Genomic DNA, 19,488 nt, shown 5'->3' on the forward strand with positions numbered 1-19,488 from the left:
AAAACGCCCCGACTGTCGGGGCGTTTTGCATGGTAGTTGCTCGTTCAGGGACGCAGATCCAGCTCGCGTTCCAGCTCTACTGCCTTCTGGCGGGCCGGGTGAGTATTGAGGCGCTGCCAGTAGGCCTGCAGATGCGGGAACTGGGCCAGCTGGCCGCTTTGCGCCAGCAGATCCACCAGGAAGGAGTTCATGATGTCGGCGCCGGAGAGGCGATCCCCCACCAGATAGTGGCGATTCGCCATCACATCGTTGAGGTAGCCCAGCACCTTGGCACACTCCGCCTTGGCATAGTCCGGCAGGAAGCGCATCGGGCTGCCATCTTTTCGCACAAACATATCCAGCAGCAGCGGCAATATGCCCGAGCTTTCGGCGAAGTGGATCCACTGCAAGTATTCGGGATACTCCGGGCTATCTTGAGCCGGTGCCAGCCGTTCCGAGGCATGGCGGGCGATCAGGTACTCGGTGATAGCGCCCGATTCTGCCAGTACCCGACCATTGAACTCGATGACCGGCGACTTGCCGAGAGGGTGGATGGCCTTGAGCTCGGGCGGCGCCAGAAAGGTGGTGGCATCGCGCTGATACGCCTTGATCTCATAGGGCTGGCCCAGCTCTTCGAGCAGCCAGATGATGCGTTGGGAGCGGGATTTGTTCAGGTGGTGCAGGACTATCATAACGACCTCGATTCGGTGGCAGGGTGGGGTATACGAGCGGGCGAGGGGGGCGGTTCACCGGCAGTAAAAAAAGAGCGGGCTGATGCCCGCTCTCTCTCGTTGACTGACTTATGCCTCCAGCGCCTGATCCAGATCCGCCAGTATGTCCTCGATCGCCTCAATCCCGACCGACAGCCGGATCATCTCGGGTTTGACTCCTGCCTTGGCCTGCTCCTCCTCGCTCAGCTGGCGATGGGTGGTGGAGGCGGGGTGGCAGGCCAGCGACTTGGCATCGCCGATGTTGACCAGCCGTTTGAAGATCTTGAGCGCATCGTAGAAACGCACGCCTGCTTCATAACCCTCCTTCAGGCCGAACGAGAGAATCGCCGAGGGGCGACCGGCCATGTACTTCTCTGCCAGCAGATAGTGGGGGTGACCCGGCAGACCGGCGTAGCTGACCCATGCCACCTTGGGATGATGCTTGAGGTGGTTGGCGACCCGCAGGGCGTTGTCGACGTGGCGCTCCATACGCAGGCTCAGGGTCTCCAACCCCTGCAGCAGCAGGAAGGCGTTCATCGGCGCCAGTGCTGCGCCGGTATTGCGCAGCGGCACGGTGCGTACCCGTCCGATAAAGGCGGCCGGGCCAAAGGCCTCGGTATAGACCACCCCGTGGTAGGAGGGTTCGGGTTTGGTCAGCTGGGGGAAGCGCTCGGCGTGATCCGCCCAGGGGAACTTGCCCGAGTCGACGATGACGCCACCCAGCGAGTTGCCGTGGCCGCCGACATATTTGGTCAGGCTGTGGACGACGATGTCAGCGCCATGTTCGATGGGCTTGCAGAGCACCGGGGTGGCGACCGTGTTGTCGACGATAAGCGGCACGCCGCGGGCATGGGCTGCCTTGGCCAGCGCGGCCAGATCGACGATGTTGCCCGCCGGGTTGCCGATGCTCTCGCAGTAGACCGCCTTGGTCTTGTCGTCGATGAGGGCGGCGATGGCTTCGGCGCTGTCATCCCTGGCGAAGCGCACCTCGACCCCGAAACTCGGCAGCATGTGGGCGAACAAGGTGTAGGTGCCGCCATAGAGCTGGGGAGTGGAGACGATGTTGTCACCGGCTGCGGTCAGCGCCTGAATGGCATAGGTGATGGCGGCAGAACCTGCCGAGACTACCAGTGCGGCGATCCCCCCTTCCAGCGCGGCCATCCGCTGCTCCAGCACATCATTAGTGGGGTTCATGATGCGGGTGTAGATATTGCCCGGCACCGCCAGATTGAACAGATCCGCCCCGTGCTGGGCGCTCTCGAACTCATAGGCCACCGTCTGGTAGATGGGGACGGCAACCGCTTTGGTGGTGGGGTCGTTGGTAAAGCCGTGGTGCAGGGCCAGGGTCGCATCTTTCATCACACACTCCTTGTTGGATGTTGCTTATGGCAGTTATAGATGGATAGACGTCCAATCTATCAGGCCCGTGGCCGATGTAAACAGCAAGATCCGGCAAAGCAATTGCTCCCGCAGGGGATGCGCATCCCGCGTGGCTGGCACGGCTCGCACTCAGAGACGGCGGCGATACTCCTTGTCGTCGATCTGGTTCATATCCCACTGCATCAGGCGGTTGAGCTGCTGCATGGGATCTTCGATAAGTGGCAGCGGGCGCGGCAGGATCCGCTTGAAGTAACGGCGCAGGACCTGCTGGATCCGGTTCGGTTTGGGTTCGATGTGATGGTTCATGGTGAGGCTCCTTATGTTGTTGCTCAGCGTCATCGTCAGTATTGAGTTAAAATGAGGAAGTAAAAACTGATGGCTTTTGAATGAAGGATTTCCTCTTTTATGCCGACCGGTCGCCTCTACCAGCAATTTCAACGGCTCGCCCAGCAGCTTGGCTGCGATGAGCGGGAGATCAGTCTCGCCGAGGTGGCGGAGCAGCTCTGCTGCACCCCGCGCAACGCTCGTCTGCTGCTGCGACGGATGCAGGATCAGGGCTGGCTCAACTGGACGGCGGAAGCGGGGCGAGGGCGGCGCTCCCGGCTCACCCTGCTCGACAGTCAGGAGAGCCTGACCCGGCGCCGCTTGCGGGATCTGCTCAGTGAGGGCCAGCTGGCGCAGGCGGTGCGGCTGGCGGAGGATCGCCTCGATCTGCTCACCCCGCTGCTGCTCGAACAGCTCGGTCAGGCCACCCGCGAGGGGCGCCAGATCCTGCGGGTGCCCTACTACCGGCCGCTGCCGCAGCTGCTGCCTACCGGCCCGATGCGCCGCTCGGAGGTGCATCTCAGCCGCCAGATCTTCAACGGCCTCAGCCGGCGAAATGAGGAAAATGGGGAAATCGAGGGCGATCTGGCTCACCACTGGGAACAGGTTGGCCCCTGCCACTGGCGTTTCTACCTGCGCCCGGCGGTGCGCTTTCACCACGGGCGTGAGCTGGTGGTGGAGGATGTGATGGAGAGTCTGCTGGCCCTGCGGGATCGCCCGCTGTTCGCCCATCTGGCGCGGCTGGAGAGCCCCTGGCCGCGAACTCTGGATCTCTATCTCGACAGCCCGGATCCTCTGCTGCCTGACCTGCTGGCCGAGCCGGTGGCGGCCATTTTGCCGCGCGAGCTCAAGGGGGAGGCGGGCTTTGCCTTGCAACCGGTGGGCACCGGCCCCTATCGGGTGATCGCCAACGACCCGCTGCAGCTGCGCCTCGCCGCCTTTGACGACTACTTCGGTCTGCGCGCCCTGCTCGACGAGATCGACATCTGGATGCTGCCGGAGCTGGCGGAGCGGCTGGAGAGCCACCTGCAGCTGGGGCGTGACAGCCCCGAGCTTGGCACCATGCGCGGCGAGTCGGAGCTCGAATCGGGCTGCTACTTCCTGCTGCAGGATGAGCGCTCCCGTGCCTTGCAGGATCCTGCCCTGCGCTACTGGATCATTCAGCTGCTCAGTCCGGTGGCCCTGATGGCACGGGTTGCCCCCGAGCTGCAACGGGGCTGGACCAGCGCCCTCGGCATGCTGCCCCACTGGCGCGAGACGCTGCCACCGCCGCAGCCCCGGCCACAGAGCCTGCCACAGCGACTGGTGCTCGCCTGCTTCAACCAGCATATCGAGTTCAACGAGTGTGCCGGTGCCATGGCCGATCTGCTCGGGTCGCAGGGAATTGAGCTGGAAGTGCGCACCCTCGACTACGGTCGCTGGGTGAGTGGCGAGGATGAGGATGTGGATCTCTGGCTTGGTACCCTCAACCTTGAACATGAGGGGCCTTTTGCCCCCTACGGCTGGTTGCAGGGCACTCCGCTGCTGCGCCGGGTGTGGGCCAGCCAGCTGCCGTTGTGGCAGGGGTTGACGCAGTGGCGCGCCAGCGGTGCCGAACCCGGCCCGCGCGCCCTGATGGCCTGGGTGCAGCAGCAGGGCTGGTTTGTGCCGTTGTTTCACCACTGGCTTGAGCTGGAGAGCCGTACCGGCGTGCACGGGGTGCGGATGACGGCGCTCGGCTGGTTCGATTTTCGCAGCGCCTGGCTGCGACCCGAGCTGGTTGGTCAGGCACAGGGCGATGGTGGGGAGCTTGAGTCCTGATGCGGGGCGCGTTAGCCTGAGCGCGGTTCAACGACAAGGAGTCACCAGCCATGCTGGAAATGCAGATCCAACCCCGCTTTCAGGAGACAGATGCCCTCGGCCATATCAACAATACGGTGCCGGCGGTCTGGTTTGAGTCGGCGCGGGATCCCCTGTTCAGGATCTTTTCGCCCGAGCTGGATGTGCATGACTGGCACCTGATCATCGCGGGCTACACGGTGCAGTTCAAACGGGAGCTGTTCTACGGCCAGCCGGTCACCATCAAGACCGGTGTGCGCCGCATTGGCAGCAGCTCCTTCACCATCTGGCAGGAAGCCTGGCAGCAGGGGGAGCTGGCCGTCACTGGCGAGACGACCCTGATCCATTTTGACTATCGGGCACGGCAATCCATCCCTCTGAGCGAGACTCACCGGGAGGGGCTGCGGGCCTGGTTGATAGAGAGTTAACCCGGGCCTTTCGGCCAACACACAGGACACATATGCGCAATACCGTGATCGCTCTGAGCCTCGGCTTGGGGCTGGGGCTCTGCTCCCTGCCGTCTCTGGCGGCAACTCTTGCCGAACAGTTCTCCCTGATGGAAAAGGGGGCCGCCAGTGCCCTCGATACCCGTCTCTTCAGCCACGATGGCGTCGACATCAAGGCCTGGGTCGATGGCGCCCCCGTCATCATCGCCGTGCCCATCATGAACGAGTTGGGCAAGCTGGAGGGGGAGAGCCGCTACTACTTCAAGGGGGGCAAGCTGTTCGGGGTCAAAGAGCCCGCCGCCCAGTTCGCCTTTGACGACAGCGGCAAGCTGACCCAATGGCTGGACGAAAAAGGTCAGCCAGCCGAGTTCGTCAGCAAGATGAGCATGCAGCAGCGTCAGGAGTGGCTCACCAAACGGGCCGCCGAGCTGAGCAAGCTCTTTGCTCCCGGCGCTGCCGAACAGAAGGCGGCCAAGGGCAGCGTCAAGCTCAAGGGGGCTGAGCTCGCCCACTGGCTCTGCAACGGCAAGCTGATGGAGCTGGCTGGTGGCGACAAGGTGATCTTCGAGCAGGAGAAGCTGAAGATTGGCGAGCAGGGGATCGTGGGCGATGTCTCCTTGCGTCAGGAGAAGGGTTGGCAGGAGCTGAGTCTCAAGTGCGAGGTGCAGGGCAATCAGGTGACTCGCCTCACCTGGCAGCCGCTACCGGCGACCAACAAGCCGCAATAAGCGCACCACAACAAGGGGCCCATCTCGGGCCCCTTGTCATTGGCTTACTACTCCCCCAGCTTTATCCGGGTGAGCGCTTCGACCCGTCGCCACTGCTGTGGCTCGAACCAGCGGGCCAGCAGCTCCTGCTGCTGTTCGGTTCTGGCGCTGGCGGGTAACTGCCCCAGCTCGGCCAGATAGCCATTGAGCTGCTCCTTGAATCCCTGCCGATCCTGTTCGAGCTGATGCATCCTATCCACAGCTTCCGGCCCCGCCTTCTCAAGCAACAGGGCATCCCTTCTGGCTGGCTCCATCTGCTCCAGTGCCTGCAGCTCGCCCAGCAGACGGCCGTTGGCTTCGGCCTCCTGAAACCACCGGGGCTGCGCCGCCAGCCAGAGCTCCAGCTCGCTGGCCAACTCCTGCTTGTCGGCATCGCTTGCCTCGGCCAGCGCCTTGCGGCGCAGGGTCCACAGCTCCATCAGGCGATCTTCGGCAAACAGCTGCTCCTGCTCGGTCGGGGTGAAGCTCTGCTGGCGCAGTTGCTCCCGCTCGTCGAAGAGGATTTGCAGGCTGGCGAGGGTGATATCGGTGGGCACGGTCAGACTGCTCTGGGCCGAGATAAAGGTGCGATAACGCTCCTGCAGCTCGTCGGCGGCCTCTTGCTCGGGATCGTGGTGATGGTTGCTGGCGGCAGGTACGCCTTGCTGACGCGCCACCTGCGCAGTCGGTGCTGCCGGCCAGAGCAGCACGCCGCCGATCAGCAGGGCGATGGCGCAGGGGACGGCGAGCAGGGTGACGATCCTCATAGTCCCAGCTCCTTGAGGCGGTGGGCATGGTCGCGATAGAGGGTGACCGGGTCGGTTTCAAACAGGTGGTGGATGCCGAAGGACTGGTTCACCTCATCCAGATGGTTCATCCGGTAGTCGGTGCCGATCACCTTGCCGAGGTGGCTGCTGCAGACGCCGACCAGCCCGTCATTGGGCTCCTTGAAGAAGGTACCGGTCAGCGCCAGCGCCGGATCCACCGGATCCAGAATATTGGTCATGTTGCCGCGCCCGCTCCAGGAGAAGTAGTAGACGCCGTTGGTCGCCCGCATCGGCCCCTCGCCGCAATACTGGCTGGGCAGCCCTTCCGGATAACGCAGGTTGAACTGGTTGGCTCCCTTGCTGGTGAGGGCATCGAGCGCGGCGACCGGATCCTGCGGCAGCTGACTTCCCCCCGAGAGGAGAGATATGACGCCGGAGAGCGCGTGGGCAGCGGCGGCGGCCAGCTTCTCGGCGGCCGAGCCGGGCGCCGCATTGGTGCGCACCAGATCGGCGATGTCAGAGCCGTAGTTCACCCCGCCCACGCTGGTGGCGGAGGCGACCAGCTCGGGGGCGACCGAGGCGACATAACGAATGGTGGGGCCGCCGTGGGAGTGGCCGATCAGGTTGACCTTCTCGGCGCCGGTGGCGGCCAGCAGCAGTTCAATCTGGGCGAGCAGCTGCTCCCCCCGCTGCTCGGAGCTGGCGGTAGCCGATACCTGAGCCACGTAGACCTTGGCGCCATCGCGGCTCAGGGCCTGCGGAATGCCGTAGAAGTAGTCGACCCCGAGCAGCTTGTCGAAGCCGAACAGGCCGTGCACCAGCACTATGGGGTAGCGGGTCTGGGTATATCCGCTGGCGTGCGCCAGCATGGGCAGGGTGCAGAGCAGCACCAGAAGCCATCTCTTCATCATCAGCATCCTTGTCGATTGGTAAGGGGTTGTGAGGTGGGGCGGACTCCATGTTCGCCGGTGCCAGTATGGTGGCTGCTTGAGAAACGGGCTGTGAGGGGGATCGCAAGTTGGGATTCAAAAGAGATTGTGGCCATCCCTGGCCAGCGGTTGAGGCGGGGAGGCGACCTTGTGATGCCTCCCCAACCAAACGGGAATCAGTGCCACATCACCAGCCGGTACTGCTTCTTGCCCCGGCGCAACAGCAGGTAGCGACCGAACAGCCGATCAGCCGTCGTCAGCGGCTCATCCCGGCGGATCTCGCCATTGAGGCTGATGGCCCCTGCCGCCAGCAGCTCGCGGGCGATCCGCTTCGAGTTGGCCAGACCGCTCTCTACCAGCAGGGTCACCAGATCGGTTTCTCCCTCGATACGGCAGTTCGGCATGCCATCCTGCGCCAGCTGGGCCAGATCGCTCTCGCCAAGGCGCGCCACCTCGCCACTGAACAGCAATTCGCTGATGCGCTGCGCCGCTGCCAGCGCTCCCTTGCCGTGCACCAGTTCGGTCAGCTCGTCGGCCAGCACCTGCTGGGCCAGTTTGCGCCCCTGCCGCTTCGCATCCTCCGCCTCCAGCGCCTCAATCTCGGTCAGCGGCATAAAGCTGTAGTAGCGCAGGAAGCGGTAGACATCCTCGTCCGCCGTGCCGAGCCAGAACTGGTAGAAGGCGTAGGGGGAGCTGAGGGCCGGGTCGAGCCAGATAGCGCCGCCTTCGGTCTTGCCAAACTTGGTGCCGTCAGCCTTGGTGATGAGCGGCAGCGTCATGCCATAGACCTGGGCCTGATTGAGGCGGCGGGTGAGATCCATGCCGCTGGTGATGTTGCCCCACTGGTCGTTTCCACCGATCTGCAGGGTGCAGCCGAGGTGCTGGTTGAGCACCGCGAAGTCCTGGGATTGCAGCAGGGCGTAGGAGAACTCGGTGAACGAGATACCCTGATCCGGACGGGCCAGCCGCTGGCGCACCGATTCGCGGGCCAGCATGGCATTGACCGAGAAGTGCTTGCCGATATCCCGCAGAAAATCGAGGGCGGACATCTGCCCCATCCAGTCGGCGTTGTTGACCAGAAGCGGCGCCGCCAGCCCTTCGCTGGCTGGCAGCAGCGCTTTTATCTGGGCCGACAGACTGGCTACCCAGCCCTGCACCGTCTCGGCGCTGTTGAGGTTGCGCTCGGTCGCCTTGAAGCTGGGATCGCCGATAAGGCCGGTGGCACCGCCCACCAGTGCCACCGGGGTATGGCCCGCCAGTTGAAAGCGGCGCAGCATCAGCAGTGGTACCAGATGGCCGATATGCAGGCTGCCGGCAGTGGGATCGAACCCGCAGTAGACGGTGCGCGGGGTGGCGAGGTGAGAGGCGAGAGCCGCCGGGTCGGAGTTCTGGGCCACCAGGCCACGTCGGGTCAGCTCATCGAGCAGGTGGGGGTTGAGCATGGGTTCTCCAACAGCAGGGGGAAAACCTACATCCTCGCCGCTCTGGCTCGCGCCGAATATGTCCCTCAGGGGACAGTTTTGCCACTCTCGTGCTAGCATCCGGCCATCGTGTGACCATCGCACAACCATAGCGGGAAGCCTGCCCGCCACCCGGAAGCCATCGCCATGAGCCAGCATCCATGAACCAGACTCTTGCCACAGATGCCCTGACCCGCAGCATGACCGAGGTGGTCGATACCCTGCACGGCAGCGCCTTTCCGGCGGCGCTGGTGCGCCTTATCCAGCAGCAGGTGGCGTTCGACTGTGCCCTGCTGCTCGGGGTGGGGCAGCGCCCCGTTTACCTCTACGACAACCTGCACCACCAGCGGGCGTTGCTGTTCGATCGCTACCTCACCCGCCACTTTAGCCAGGATCCCTTTATGCAGGCGCTGGAACTGGGTCTGGAGGCCGGGGTCTGGACGCTGTCGCAGTTATCGCAGGGGCGGCTCGACCCCGAGTATCGCCACCACTTCTATCAGGCCACCGGCTGGCAGGAGGAGGTGGGGCTGATCCTGCCGGTGCGGGACGGGTTCACCCTGATGCTGTTTCTGGGGCGACTCGACAAGCGCAGCCCCCTCAGCCGTGACGAGTTGGCCAGGCTGGAGGCGCTGTTTCCGCTGGTACATTCGCTGTGCCGCCAGCACTGGCGGGAGGGAGCCGCGTTGCTGGCACAGAGTCCGGTACTGCCGGGTGGCACCGATCTCAAGGCGACGGTGGAGCAGGCCATCGCCAGCGTGGGGGGCGCGAGCCTCACCCGCCGTGAACGCCAGGTGGCGGGATTGCTGTTGCAGGGGTTGGATACCGAGGCCATTGCCGGTGCGCTCGGCATCGGCAGCGGCACGGTGAAGAATCACCGCAAGCACCTCTACGCCAAGCTGCATCTGCGCTCGCGGGCCGAGTTGTTCCGCTTCTTCCTCAATCACCTCATTACGGCGCCTGCGGCTGTCAGCGAAGAGGGGTAACGGGAAATAAAGAGCCCGCCAGGTGGCGGGCAGCGGGGCTATTCGATGTGGGTAGGCTGGCTGTCGGCGCTGTGCGGGGGGTTAAGGTGCTCATAGCGGGCAATCAGCCGCTTGAACTCATCCCCCTGTCTGACCTTGTCGAGCGCCTGCTGGATTCTGGCAACCTCGTTTTTGTCGGCTTGCGGGTTGAAGGCAAAGCAGTTGTCCTGCTCTTCCAGTACCGCTACGGTGACAAAATCATCGGGTTTGAAGCCCAGCTCTTTCAGCTGGTGAAACAGCATCACCTCGTTGCCGGCTACCAGATCGGTACGGGCCATGATGAGCTGGCGTACCACCTGATCCATCCGTTCTACCGACATCAGATTGAGCGGGCTGACTCCCCGGTTGAGCAGCAGCTGTTCACCTACATCCGCCTGCATCACCCCAATCTGCAGCTTGGCAAGATCCGCCTTGCCGGTCACTTTGGGGGCATCTTTCTTGCGGCCGAGCAGCGCTACCCGGGAGTAGCTGATGGGGCAGACCCAGAGGAAGTGGGGATCCCGCTCTTTGGTGTGAGCCGTGGTGAAAAGAACCGCCTCCGGCTGCTGGGTCAGCAGATACCAGCCCCGTGCCCAGGGCATAAAATGGATTGGCTGAACAGGTTCGCCCAGCTCGCGCCAGATGAGACGAAGCAGTTCGACAGCCATCCCCACCGGTTGGCCATTTTTATCCTGCCCGTTGAGGGGCATGTTCTGCTCCGAGTAGTAGATAAAGGCATGGGCAGGGAGCGCGACAAGCAGGGCAAAACCGAGCAGAGCAGAGAGCAGAAGACGCATGACACACTCCTTGTGCGGATAAGACCGTGATTAACTAACAGTCTATGTGGCCTTTGCCACAACTTCATGATCAGATTGCACGATATTGCCACCCGGTATGGCAGAAAGTAACAGGCCACCTTGCGGTGGCCTGTGGCATTACTTGAGCAGAGCTTCCATTTCGGCTTCTGCCTTGGCGCGGGCTTTGGCCTCTGCCTCTTTGGCGGCATCGGCTACGCTCTCACCCGCCGTATGGCTGGCGGCACTCACCTGCTGTGTGGCGGTAGCAGCAGCGTTGCTGACCGCTTGCTTGACGGGTTCGACGGCGGTCTTGGTGGCTGCCGGTGCTACGGTAGCCACTGCACTGCTGACGGCCTGTTTGGCGGGCTCGACAGCGGCCTTGGTCGCTGCTGGTGCTGCGGTAGCAGCTGCGCTGCTGACCGCCTGTTTGGTGGGCTCCACTACGGCCTTGGTTGCTGCCGGTGCTGCGGTCGCGACGGCATTACTGACGGCCTGTTTGGCGGGTTCGACGGCAGCCTTAGTTGCTGCTGGAGCTACGGTAGCCGCAGCACTGCTCGCAGCCTGACTGGTTTGGGCTACCGCTGCTTTGGTTTCCTGAACGGTCGCGGTGGTGTTGGCGACAGCCTGTTTGGCCGGAGCGACCGCGGTCGTGGCACTCTTGGCTGCACTGGTGGCGCCAGTGGTTACGGCCTGAGTGGCTTGTCCGGTCAGCTTGCTGGTGGTGCCACTGAGCGCTTGCGTGGCGCTATTGGTCAGGGAGCCGGTGACGCTGCGGGTGGCGTTGCCGATCGCACTGCCCAGCGAGAAGGGGGCGGCGGCCTTCGAGCTGGCACTGCTACCCGTCAGCGCGTTACTGGTGGTGGCAAGGGGGGTAGCTGCTGCCTGCCAGCCCTGCATGGCGGTTGGCCAGACCGGAGTGGTACCCGCCAGATTTTCGCCGAAGGTCTGGGTGGTGCCATCCCCTTTTTGCAGCAGCACGGACATCTGGTTGGTCTGCGAGTTCCAGACCATACCCGCCTGTTTGGCGATGTCGGGTACGGGGGCATACTCGGAGAGCACGTAGAAGAGCGGCCCCTCCTGCTGCAGCTTGTTGGCAGTCTTGAGCAGCTGCATGGTGGTGTCGTAGTTGGGGCCAAGGATGGCAGTCATCCGATCCTTGACGAGAGGCTGTTCGAACAGGTTCGCCTCATTGGGATCGAAGCCGACCAGTGGCTTGAGCAGGGCCCACATCAACTGGCTGGTGGGGCTCATCATCAGCAGAGGGGCAACACAGGCGGACAACATCAGGCTCAGGCAGGCCGCCTTGAGCAACGGCATGATACGCATTGGGATAATATCCAAATAACGATTTGATAAATAAGGTTATATTTTGTCTTGAACGGACAAATTCACCGGAATTTTGACGGCTGACGACAAGAGATAGTCAGCGGGCGCAGGCAGGCTACCATATTGGTTCCGGAATACCAGTCAGCCTTGCATTTGCCGGTAAAGTAAACACGCGGTATGGTCGCTCCCTATTGGCTGAGCTCACCGAAGTAAAGGAAGAGTCCATGAAAAATCGAGTTCTTTGGCTGCTGGCATCCTGCTGGCTGTTGCCCGTTCATGCAGCTACCGATACTAGGGTGGCAGGCGAGGCTAGCAGTACCCAGCTGGTATTGCCGCTCGGCTCTCTGCCGGAGCGGGTCTGCTGGTTTCAGGATCAGAAGTACTCGCAGGGCGCCCGTATTCTGCAGGGGGATATCTGGCTGGAGTGTGGCCCGCAGAACGATCTGGAGAGCAATGGCCCGCTGGTCTGGCGTTCGGCGGCGACCGTATTGCCGGCGACCCGCGATGATCGACAACAAAAAACGATTTCGGTTGGCCAGTGACCCATTTCTTGATCCAGCTAAAGACAAGGGCGTGATCCCTGTCGCATAATGCAGCTCCTTCTTCTCATGGCTGGAACCTAAGAAATGGCTCGTCGCTCTTCCAATGCACAACGTCGTCGCAGTAGCTGGTGGTACAAACGCCTGTTGGCAAGGGAGCGGCAAGAGCGCGAAGCGCGTTCTGTCCGTGATTGATACAGAAGTGAGAAAACGGAGCCTCGGCTCCGTTTTTGTTATGTGTTGCCGTCAAATCCGGCCAGCTTTCCCCATTGCCAATGGCTTGATGCCACGTATCCCCAAGGAGCAGATGCCGTGAAAGTCGAAGTTGTTCCCTACCGTCCCCAATGGCCAGCCCTCTTCCAGGCAGAAGCAGACCAACTGCGCAGCCTGCTGGATGAGTGTCTGCTCGCAGTGCACCATATCGGCAGCACCTCGGTCAGCGGGCTGGCGGCCAAGCCCATCATAGATATCCTGCTGGAGGTCTCCTCGCTTGAGCGGCTAGACCAGCAAAACGGTCTGCTGGAAGTAATGGGGTACGAAGCGATGGGAGAGTGCGGCATCTCGCGGCGTCGCTATTTTCGCAAAGGGGGTGATGAGAGGACGCATCAGATCCATGCCTTCTTGCAGGGGGATCCCCATGTCGTTCGTCATCTGGCCTTTCGTGATTATCTCAGGGCTCATCCTGCCATCTGCCGGGAGTATGCCGCTCTGAAAGAGACGGTTGCAGCGCAGTGTGAGAACCGGATCGAGCGCTATTGCGAGGGCAAGAACGACTTTGTGAAAGAGCACGAGGCGAGAGCGCTGAGCTGGCTGGCCAGCAGGCGATAGAAACCCGGTGCCCTACCTCAGCCACGGCCCGGCGAATAAGTGGGCTGGGGGGATGTGCAAATCAGCCGGATATTGCATGATGGGGGTTTCGAGAAGGAGCCTCATATGCCGATTACCATCCGTCATGCCGAACCCGCCGATGCCCCCGCCTTGCGGGATCTTCATGCCATGCCCAATGCTCAGGCGGGCACCTTGCAACTGCCCTATCCAGCGCTGAGTGTTTGGCAACAGCGGCTGGAACAGAGTGGCGCGGTAGCGCTTGTTGCCGAGGTAGAGGGGCTGCTGGTTGGCCAGATAGTATTGCATGTGGAGCCCAATCCCAGACGCAAGCATGTGGCCGGGATTGGCATGGGTGTGCGGGATGACTGGGCTGGCAAGGGGGTTGGCTCTGCCCTGATGGCCGCGGCGCTGGATCTGGCCGATAACTGGCTCAACCTGCACCGGATAGAGCTGACGGTTTTCGTCGATAACGAAGCGGCGCTGGCGCTCTATCGCAAGTTTGGCTTTGTGGAGGAGGGGCGGGCTCGTGACTATGCCTTCCGCCAGGGGCGCTATGTGGATGTCTTCTATATGGCCAGAGTCGCGGGGGGCGCCAGTCGCTAACGATATGGTCGATTATCAGGCCAGATTGCGCCCGGTGATCCGGGCGCTGGAGCAGAATCCCGAGCTTTGTCTCAGCGAGGCGGCTAGCCTCGCCTCACTCTCCAGCTATCACTTTCATCGGGTCTTTACCGCCGTCACCGGTGAAACCCCGGCCGAGATGCAGCGCCGCCTGCGGTTGGCGCGGGCAGCTCGCTCTCTCTGCTACAGTCGCGACCCGATCACCGAGATTGCCTTCTCGGCCGGTTTTGCCAGCTCACAGGCCTTTGCCAAGGCGTTTCGCAAGCAGTTTGCCATGGCGCCGGGGATGTTGCGCCGCCAGCCGTCACTCTTGCAACTGAGCAAGAATGGACACGCGGCTGCCCGGGTCTCTGATTATGCTGAAGGCCGTTCCAGTGAAAGGAGGCTACAGATGAAAACCGAACAGATGGCAGCGCGCACCCTGGCCTATATCCGGGTCACCGGCCCTTACGGCACAGGCTATGAGCCGGTGTGTGACCAGCTCTATCAGTGGGTTGCCGGGTTGGGCTTGGCCGAAGGAGAGTGGATCTTCATCTACCACGACAACCCCGAAGTGACGGCTCCCCAGCAGTGTCGCACCGATATCTGCGTCACCGTGCCGGCGGGCACCAGGGGAAGTGGCAATGTGGAGATCCAGCAGCTGGCGGGCGGCCGCTATGGCCTGTCACGCATGACGGTCACCGATCCGGCCCAGTACCCCGCACTCTGGCAGCAGCATATTGGCGAGGTGGTGGCGGCCGGTTGGGAATTTGACGATCGCCCCTGCTTCGAGCTCTATCACAGCTTTGATCCGGTGACCAAGGTGGCTGATGTGAGCTTCTGCTCCAGCCTGAAGGGCTAGCCAAAAACCAGCGGGATCCTGCAGAAACGAGAGAGCCGGACAGTGTCCGGCTCTTTTTATATCGGTGGGCGTGATTAGCGCTGCAGGCTCTTCTGGGCGAACTTGGGGCGGGCATTCATGATCTGCTCCACCTGCTCGTCGCTCATCTTGCCACGCGACAGCCCCAGCACCTTGTAGGTGAGCAGCGGTCGGGCGGGCAGGGCGATCATCAGGGCGCGGATCTGGTTCTCGTCCTCTTTCTCGCGCGTCGGTTTGCCGTAGGCGTAGGTGAGGACGCCGGCATCCATCAGGTTTTTGACGGCAGGCTCGGTGATCGGCAGGTTTATGACGCTTTTGCGCTGTAGTACGAACTCGCGCAGCACCGCCTTCTCGTTGAAATCGAGGAAGCTGATCATCTGGGCCAGCTGATCCTGCTGGCGGCGTGCCTGCCACTCGTCACAGGCCCACTCCCAGGCGATCAGGAAGCCCTGACTGCAGAAGTAGGAGATGGCGATCAGCATGCCGACACCCAGCCAGGCCGCGTGGGTCGTGGCCCACTGGCTGACGGCACCCTTCATCAGTCCGGCCGGAAACAGCAAAATGATGCTGCAACAGAGCAACAACCAGACCATCATCCAGTTGAGGCGGTTCAGTTGATAGAAATGTTGGATCCACCGTTTCATTGTTCATCCTTCCCAAACTGTTGTGGATAGTGAACTACCTACAGCAATCGGTGTGCCAACAGCGCAATGGCAGCGGGGAGGGGAGGCTGGCGAGGTTACATTCCCTTACAACTTATTGAATGAGTTGTCATTAATTTGCCTTGTGGGGCGGCGGTCGAGTTGGTAAAACGTCCCCTCAGTCATTGGGGAGTAGCAACCCGCCCGCATTCCGGGCCGGGCCCATGTCAACACTCTTGGATCCTCGTATCCATGGCATGGGCGGCGATAGGCACTATCGCTCTGCAAGACCTTTGGCCTCGATATGCACGCCAGCCGGGCGAGCCATGTCGGGTCCATTGGTTACTCTGCTCGCCTGGCGGTATCTATTATGTTGATTACCCTGCTGTTATTTCTCGTCTCTGCGGTCACCATCTACCTTGCCTGCGAATACTTCGTCAACGGCATCGAGTGGACCGGCCACCACTTCAAACTATCCCAAAGCGCCACCGGCTCCCTGCTGGCGGCACTGGGTACGGCGCTGCCCGAGTGTATCGTCACCCTGACCGCTCTGCTGATGGGCAACACGACCGCTCAGCAGGAGATCGGCATCGGTGCCGCCCTCGGCGGGCCACTGGTGCTGGCGACCATCGGCTATGCGGCAGTCGGCCTCACCCTGCTGCTTTGCATGGGGCGTACCGAACGGGCCATCGATGGCGAGGTGCAGCGCGAGATTGGCCGGGATCAGCGCTGGTTTATCGGCATCTTTCTGGTGGCAACCGCGCTGGGGCTGGTCGCTTTCACCGGCAAGAGCTGGCTGGCCCCGCTCTTCCTGCTGGTCTACCTCGTCTATGTAAGGCGCGAGCTGAAACAGGCTGACAGCCACGAAGTCGAATTGCCGGAGCCCCTCAAGCTGGCCCCAGATGCCGGGATCCCGCCCCTTGGCAAGGTGTTGCTGCAGACGCTGGCTGCGTTGGTGGTGGTAGCGCTGGCGGCCCAGCTGTTTGTCCATCAGCTGGAGAGCATGGGCGAGCTATTTGGTCTCTCGCCGGTGCTGGCTGCCCTGCTGTTGAGTCCGGGGGCGACCGAGATGCCGGAGCTGATGAACGTGCTGATCTGGGTGCGGCAGGGGAAGAACCGGTTGGCGCTGGCCAATATCTCCGGGGCCATGATGATCCAGGGCACTATCCCCAAGGCGTTCTGCTTGCTCTTTACCCCCTGGTTGCTGGATGGCGCAATGATGGCCTCCTCGCTGGTGACGCTGTTGGCGGTCGGGTTGCTCTGGTGGGGGTTCAGAAAGGGAACCATGACCGCCGAGCGGCTGGGGCTGGTCGGTCTGCTCTATCTCGGTTTTTTCGGCTGGTTGCTGGTGAGCTGAAGCGGGAAGCGCGGATATGAAAAAGCCCCCTTGGCAGGGGGCTTTGTTGTATCGGTTGGGGCGGTGCTTACAGCGCGGCGATCTCGGCCTGCTGGGCTTCCAGCTTGGTCAGCTGGAGACGGTAATCTTCCAGCTTCTCGCGCTCTTTGGCGATGACCGCTTCCGGCGCCTTGGCGACGAAGGCTTCGTTGCCAAGCTTGCCTTCGATCCGGCCGCACTCGCCCACCAGACGGGCAACCTCTTTGGCCAGACGGGCCAGTTCGGCGTCCTTGTCGATGAGACCGGCCATCGGGATCATCAGCTCGGTCGCACCGATCAGCTTCTTCACTGACAGCGGGGCGGTTTCACCGTCCGCCAGTACGCGGATGGACTCCAGACGGGCCAGCGACTTGAGGAAGGCCTCGTTGTCAGCGGCGCGCTGGGCATCCTTGGCATCGCACTGGAGCAGTACGTTGAGAGGTACGCTCGGCGCCACGTTCATCTCGGCGCGGATGTTGCGGATGCTGACGATGAACTCCTTCACCCACTCCTGATCCGCCATCGCGGCTTCGTCCACCTTGGCGGCGTCGAACTCCGGGAAGGCCTGAATCATGATGGTATCGGCGTGTACGCCAGCCAGCGGGGCGACCGATTTCCAGATGGTCTCGGTGATGAACGGGATGATCGGGTGCGCCAGACGCAGCAGGGTTTCCAGCACGGTCACCAGGGTATGGCGGGCAGCGCGCTGCTCGGCCTCGGAACCCTTGGTCAGCACCGGCTTGGTCAGCTCCAGATACCAGTCACAGAACTGGTTCCAGATAAATTCGTACAGCACGCCAGCCGCGATGTCGAAGCGGTAGGTATCGAGGGCGGTACGGAAGTCACGGATGGCCACTTGCAGCTGGGACTGGATCCAGCGATCCGCCAGACTGAACTGCATTTCGCCACCGGCAAAACCGCAGTCCTGATCTTCGGTGTTCATCAGCACATAGCGGGAGGCGTTCCACAGCTTGTTGCAGAAGTTGTTGTAGCCGTCCAGGCGCTTCATGTCCCAGTTGATGTCACGACCGGTAGAGGCCAGCGCTGCCAGCGTGAAGCGCAGGGCGTCGGTACCGTGAGCATCGATCCCTTCCGGGAACTGCTTGGCGGTACGTTTGGCGATCTTCTCGGCCATCTGCGGCTGCATCATGTTGCCGGTGCGCTTCTCCAGCAGATCTTCCAGCGAGATGCCGTCGATCATGTCGAGCGGGTCCAGCACGTTGCCCTTGGACTTGGACATCTTCTGGCCCTCTTCGTCACGGATAAGGCCAGTGATGTAGACGGTCTTGAACGGGACTTGCGGCTGGCCGTTTTCGTCCTTGATGAAGTGCATGGTCATCATGATCATCCGGGCAATCCAGAAGAAGATGATGTCGAAGCCGCTCATCAGCACGTCGGTCGGGTGGAAGGTCTTGAGTGCCTCGGTGTTGTTCGGCCAGCCCAGGGTGGAGAAGGTCCACAGAGCGGAGCTGAACCAGGTGTCGAGCACGTCTTCGTCCTGACGCAGGGTGGTCACGGACGGGATGCTGTGCTTGGCACGCACTTCATCTTCGCTGCGGCCCACGTAGACATTGCCGGCGTCGTCATACCATGCCGGGATGCGGTGACCCCACCACAGCTGACGGGAGACGCACCAGTCCTGAATGTCGCGCATCCAGGAGAAGTACATGTTTTCGTACTGTTTCGGCACGAACTGGATGCGGCCATCTTCCACCGCTTCGATGGCAGTCTTGGCCATCGGTGCCACGCGCACGTACCACTGGTCGGTCAGCATCGGCTCGATGGGCACGCCACCGCGATCGCCGTACGGCTGTTGCAGTATGTGATCCTTGATCTCGTCCAGCAGACCCAGCTCTTCGAGCTTGGCCAGAATCGCTTTACGGGCGGCGAAACGCTCCAGACCGGCGAATTCGCTCGGCAGAGCTGCATCGTAGGCGGTGCTCGGGTTGCCGTTGGTATCGACCACTTCGGCCTCGGCACGCACGTGGGCGTCCAGGGTGAAGATGTTGATCATCGGCAGGCTGTGGCGCTTGCCCACTTCGTTATCGTTGAAGTCGTGGGCCGGGGTGATCTTCACGCAACCGGTGCCCTTCTCCATGTCGGCGTGTTCGTCGGCGACGATGGGGATCAGACGGTTCACCAACGGCAGCAGGATGTGCTGGCCGATCAGCGCCTTGTAGCGCGGGTCTCCCGGGTTCACGGCCACGGCGGTATCGCCCAGCATGGTCTCCGGACGGGTGGTGGCGACGATCAGGTAATCCTTGCCTTCGGCAGTCTTGGCGCCGTTGGCCAGCGGATAGCGAAGGTGCCACATGTGGCCCTTGATCTCGCGGTTTTCCACTTCCAGATCGGAGATGGCGGTGTTGAGTTTCGGATCCCAGTTCACCAGACGCTTGCCGCGGTACATCAGGCCATCTTCGTAGAGACGGACGAACACTTCCTGCACAGCGGCGGAGAGACCCTCATCCATGGTGAAGCGCTCGCGCTCCCAATCCACCGAGTCGCCCAGACGGCGCATCTGGCGGGTGATGGTACCGCCGGACTCTTCCTTCCACTGCCAAATCTTGTCGATGAAGGCATCACGGCCGTAATCGTGGCGAGTTTTGCCCTCTTCTGCGGCGATCTTGCGCTCAACCACCATCTGGGTGGCGATACCGGCGTGGTCGGTACCTGCCTGCCACAGGGTGTTCTTGCCCTGCATGCGGTTGTAGCGGATCAGGGTATCCATCAGGGTTTGCTGGAAGGCGTGACCCATGTGCAGGCTGCCGGTGACGTTCGGCGGCGGGATCATGATGCAGAAGGAGTCTTTGCTGGTGTCGCCGTGGGGCTTGAAGTAGCCCTGAGCTTCCCAGTGCTGGTAGAGCGCCTGTTCGATGGCGTTGTGATTAAAAGTCTTTTCCATGGTCTCGCCGTAATCTGGATGGATGGATTCTGGTGTTGAT

The 19,488-nt window shown here is 62.1% G+C and carries 19 protein-coding genes and 1 riboswitch; of the genes, 9 read left to right on the top strand and 10 right to left on the bottom strand.

Going from position 1 to position 19,488, the window contains the following annotated elements; all coding sequences use genetic code 11:
• Positions 1–44: 44 nt before the first annotated feature.
• The 3 genes from BS300_RS12950 to BS300_RS21135 all read right to left on the bottom strand — a co-directional run bounded on the left by BS300_RS12950 (position 45) and on the right by BS300_RS21135 (position 2,375).
• A complete protein-coding gene (locus BS300_RS12950; RefSeq protein WP_071913246.1) occupies positions 45–671 on the bottom strand; it encodes a glutathione S-transferase family protein in 627 nt (208 codons plus the stop codon).
• Positions 672–779: 108 nt separating this feature from the next.
• Positions 780–2,048: an aminotransferase class I/II-fold pyridoxal phosphate-dependent enzyme gene (locus BS300_RS12955; RefSeq protein WP_043849743.1), complete on the bottom strand. Its 1,269-nt coding sequence runs from the start codon at positions 2,046–2,048 to the stop codon at positions 780–782.
• A gap of 150 nt (positions 2,049–2,198) precedes the next feature.
• On the bottom strand, positions 2,199–2,375 hold the full coding sequence (locus BS300_RS21135; protein WP_143241790.1) for a hypothetical protein: 177 nt from the start codon (positions 2,373–2,375) through the stop codon (positions 2,199–2,201).
• A gap of 99 nt (positions 2,376–2,474) precedes the next feature.
• Between BS300_RS21135 and sgrR the strand changes: the two genes are divergently transcribed.
• The 3 genes from sgrR to BS300_RS12970 are packed head-to-tail and all read left to right on the top strand — an operon-like array spanning position 2,475 to position 5,385.
• A complete protein-coding gene (sgrR, locus tag BS300_RS12960; RefSeq protein WP_071913248.1) occupies positions 2,475–4,193 on the top strand; it encodes an HTH-type transcriptional regulator SgrR in 1,719 nt (572 codons plus the stop codon).
• Between the two features lie 50 nt (positions 4,194–4,243).
• Positions 4,244–4,639: a thioesterase family protein gene (locus BS300_RS12965; RefSeq protein ID WP_033115515.1), complete on the top strand. Its 396-nt coding sequence runs from the start codon at positions 4,244–4,246 to the stop codon at positions 4,637–4,639.
• 32 nt (positions 4,640–4,671) lie between these two features.
• The gene (locus BS300_RS12970) at positions 4,672–5,385 is read left to right on the top strand and encodes a hypothetical protein (RefSeq protein WP_071913250.1); all 714 of its coding nucleotides are present in this window, start codon (positions 4,672–4,674) and stop codon (positions 5,383–5,385) included.
• 47 nt (positions 5,386–5,432) lie between these two features.
• Here BS300_RS12970 and BS300_RS12975 read toward each other — a convergent pair whose 3' ends face one another.
• From BS300_RS12975 to tyrS, 3 genes are all read right to left on the bottom strand, one after another.
• Positions 5,433–6,170 carry a lipase secretion chaperone gene (locus BS300_RS12975; RefSeq protein WP_071913252.1) on the bottom strand — a complete coding sequence of 246 codons (738 nt, stop codon included), beginning with the start codon at positions 6,168–6,170 and terminating at the stop codon, positions 5,433–5,435.
• Positions 6,167–7,078, bottom strand: coding sequence for a triacylglycerol lipase (locus BS300_RS12980; protein ID WP_071913254.1), 912 nt, complete (start codon positions 7,076–7,078; stop codon positions 6,167–6,169). The genes BS300_RS12975 and BS300_RS12980 overlap by 4 nt, the downstream gene beginning before the upstream one ends.
• A gap of 197 nt (positions 7,079–7,275) precedes the next feature.
• On the bottom strand, positions 7,276–8,541 hold the full coding sequence (gene tyrS / locus BS300_RS12985) for a tyrosine--tRNA ligase (protein WP_071913256.1): 1,266 nt from the start codon (positions 8,539–8,541) through the stop codon (positions 7,276–7,278).
• 179 nt (positions 8,542–8,720) lie between these two features.
• On the opposite strand from tyrS, the gene BS300_RS12990 reads away from it, so the two are divergent.
• The gene (locus BS300_RS12990) at positions 8,721–9,542 is read left to right on the top strand and encodes a helix-turn-helix transcriptional regulator (protein ID WP_071913257.1); all 822 of its coding nucleotides are present in this window, start codon (positions 8,721–8,723) and stop codon (positions 9,540–9,542) included.
• A gap of 38 nt (positions 9,543–9,580) precedes the next feature.
• Here BS300_RS12990 and BS300_RS12995 read toward each other — a convergent pair whose 3' ends face one another.
• Both BS300_RS12995 and BS300_RS13000 read right to left on the bottom strand, forming a co-directional pair.
• On the bottom strand, positions 9,581–10,357 hold the full coding sequence (locus BS300_RS12995) for a transporter substrate-binding domain-containing protein (RefSeq protein ID WP_041210079.1): 777 nt from the start codon (positions 10,355–10,357) through the stop codon (positions 9,581–9,583).
• A gap of 138 nt (positions 10,358–10,495) precedes the next feature.
• A complete protein-coding gene (locus BS300_RS13000; RefSeq protein WP_071913259.1) occupies positions 10,496–11,683 on the bottom strand; it encodes a hypothetical protein in 1,188 nt (395 codons plus the stop codon).
• A 224-nt stretch (positions 11,684–11,907) separates the two neighbouring features.
• Here BS300_RS13000 and BS300_RS13005 point away from each other — a divergent pair, with 224 nt between their 5' ends.
• The 4 genes from BS300_RS13005 (at position 11,908) to BS300_RS13020 (ending at position 14,512) form a co-directional block, all read left to right on the top strand.
• Complete coding sequence (locus BS300_RS13005) at positions 11,908–12,225, top strand: DUF1496 domain-containing protein (RefSeq protein ID WP_071913261.1); 318 nt, start codon at positions 11,908–11,910, stop codon at positions 12,223–12,225.
• Between the two features lie 309 nt (positions 12,226–12,534).
• Entirely contained in the window at positions 12,535–13,050 is a 516-nt protein-coding gene (locus BS300_RS13010; protein WP_041210082.1) for a GrpB family protein, read from the top strand.
• 105 nt (positions 13,051–13,155) lie between these two features.
• Complete coding sequence (locus BS300_RS13015; RefSeq protein WP_071913263.1) at positions 13,156–13,653, top strand: GNAT family N-acetyltransferase; 498 nt, start codon at positions 13,156–13,158, stop codon at positions 13,651–13,653.
• 4 nt (positions 13,654–13,657) lie between these two features.
• The gene (locus tag BS300_RS13020; protein WP_071913265.1) at positions 13,658–14,512 is read left to right on the top strand and encodes an AraC family transcriptional regulator; all 855 of its coding nucleotides are present in this window, start codon (positions 13,658–13,660) and stop codon (positions 14,510–14,512) included.
• Between the two features lie 74 nt (positions 14,513–14,586).
• On the opposite strand, the gene BS300_RS13025 is transcribed toward BS300_RS13020, so the two are convergent.
• The gene (locus BS300_RS13025; RefSeq protein ID WP_041210085.1) at positions 14,587–15,174 is read right to left on the bottom strand and encodes a superinfection exclusion B family protein; all 588 of its coding nucleotides are present in this window, start codon (positions 15,172–15,174) and stop codon (positions 14,587–14,589) included.
• A 172-nt stretch (positions 15,175–15,346) separates the two neighbouring features.
• Positions 15,347–15,453: riboswitch (yybP-ykoY riboswitch) on the top strand.
• A gap of 88 nt (positions 15,454–15,541) precedes the next feature.
• On the opposite strand from BS300_RS13025, the gene BS300_RS13030 reads away from it, so the two are divergent.
• On the top strand, positions 15,542–16,528 hold the full coding sequence (locus tag BS300_RS13030) for a sodium:calcium antiporter (RefSeq protein ID WP_071913267.1): 987 nt from the start codon (positions 15,542–15,544) through the stop codon (positions 16,526–16,528).
• A gap of 67 nt (positions 16,529–16,595) precedes the next feature.
• Here the strand turns inward: BS300_RS13030 and BS300_RS13035 are convergent, their stop codons facing one another.
• Positions 16,596–19,448, bottom strand: a complete 2,853-nt coding sequence (locus BS300_RS13035; RefSeq protein ID WP_071913269.1) for a valine--tRNA ligase — start codon at positions 19,446–19,448, stop codon at positions 16,596–16,598.
• Positions 19,449–19,488 lie beyond the last annotated feature (40 nt).

The organism is Aeromonas sp. SCS5 (assembly GCF_001887375.1).
GTDB classification, from domain to species: domain Bacteria; phylum Pseudomonadota; class Gammaproteobacteria; order Enterobacterales; family Aeromonadaceae; genus Aeromonas; species Aeromonas jandaei.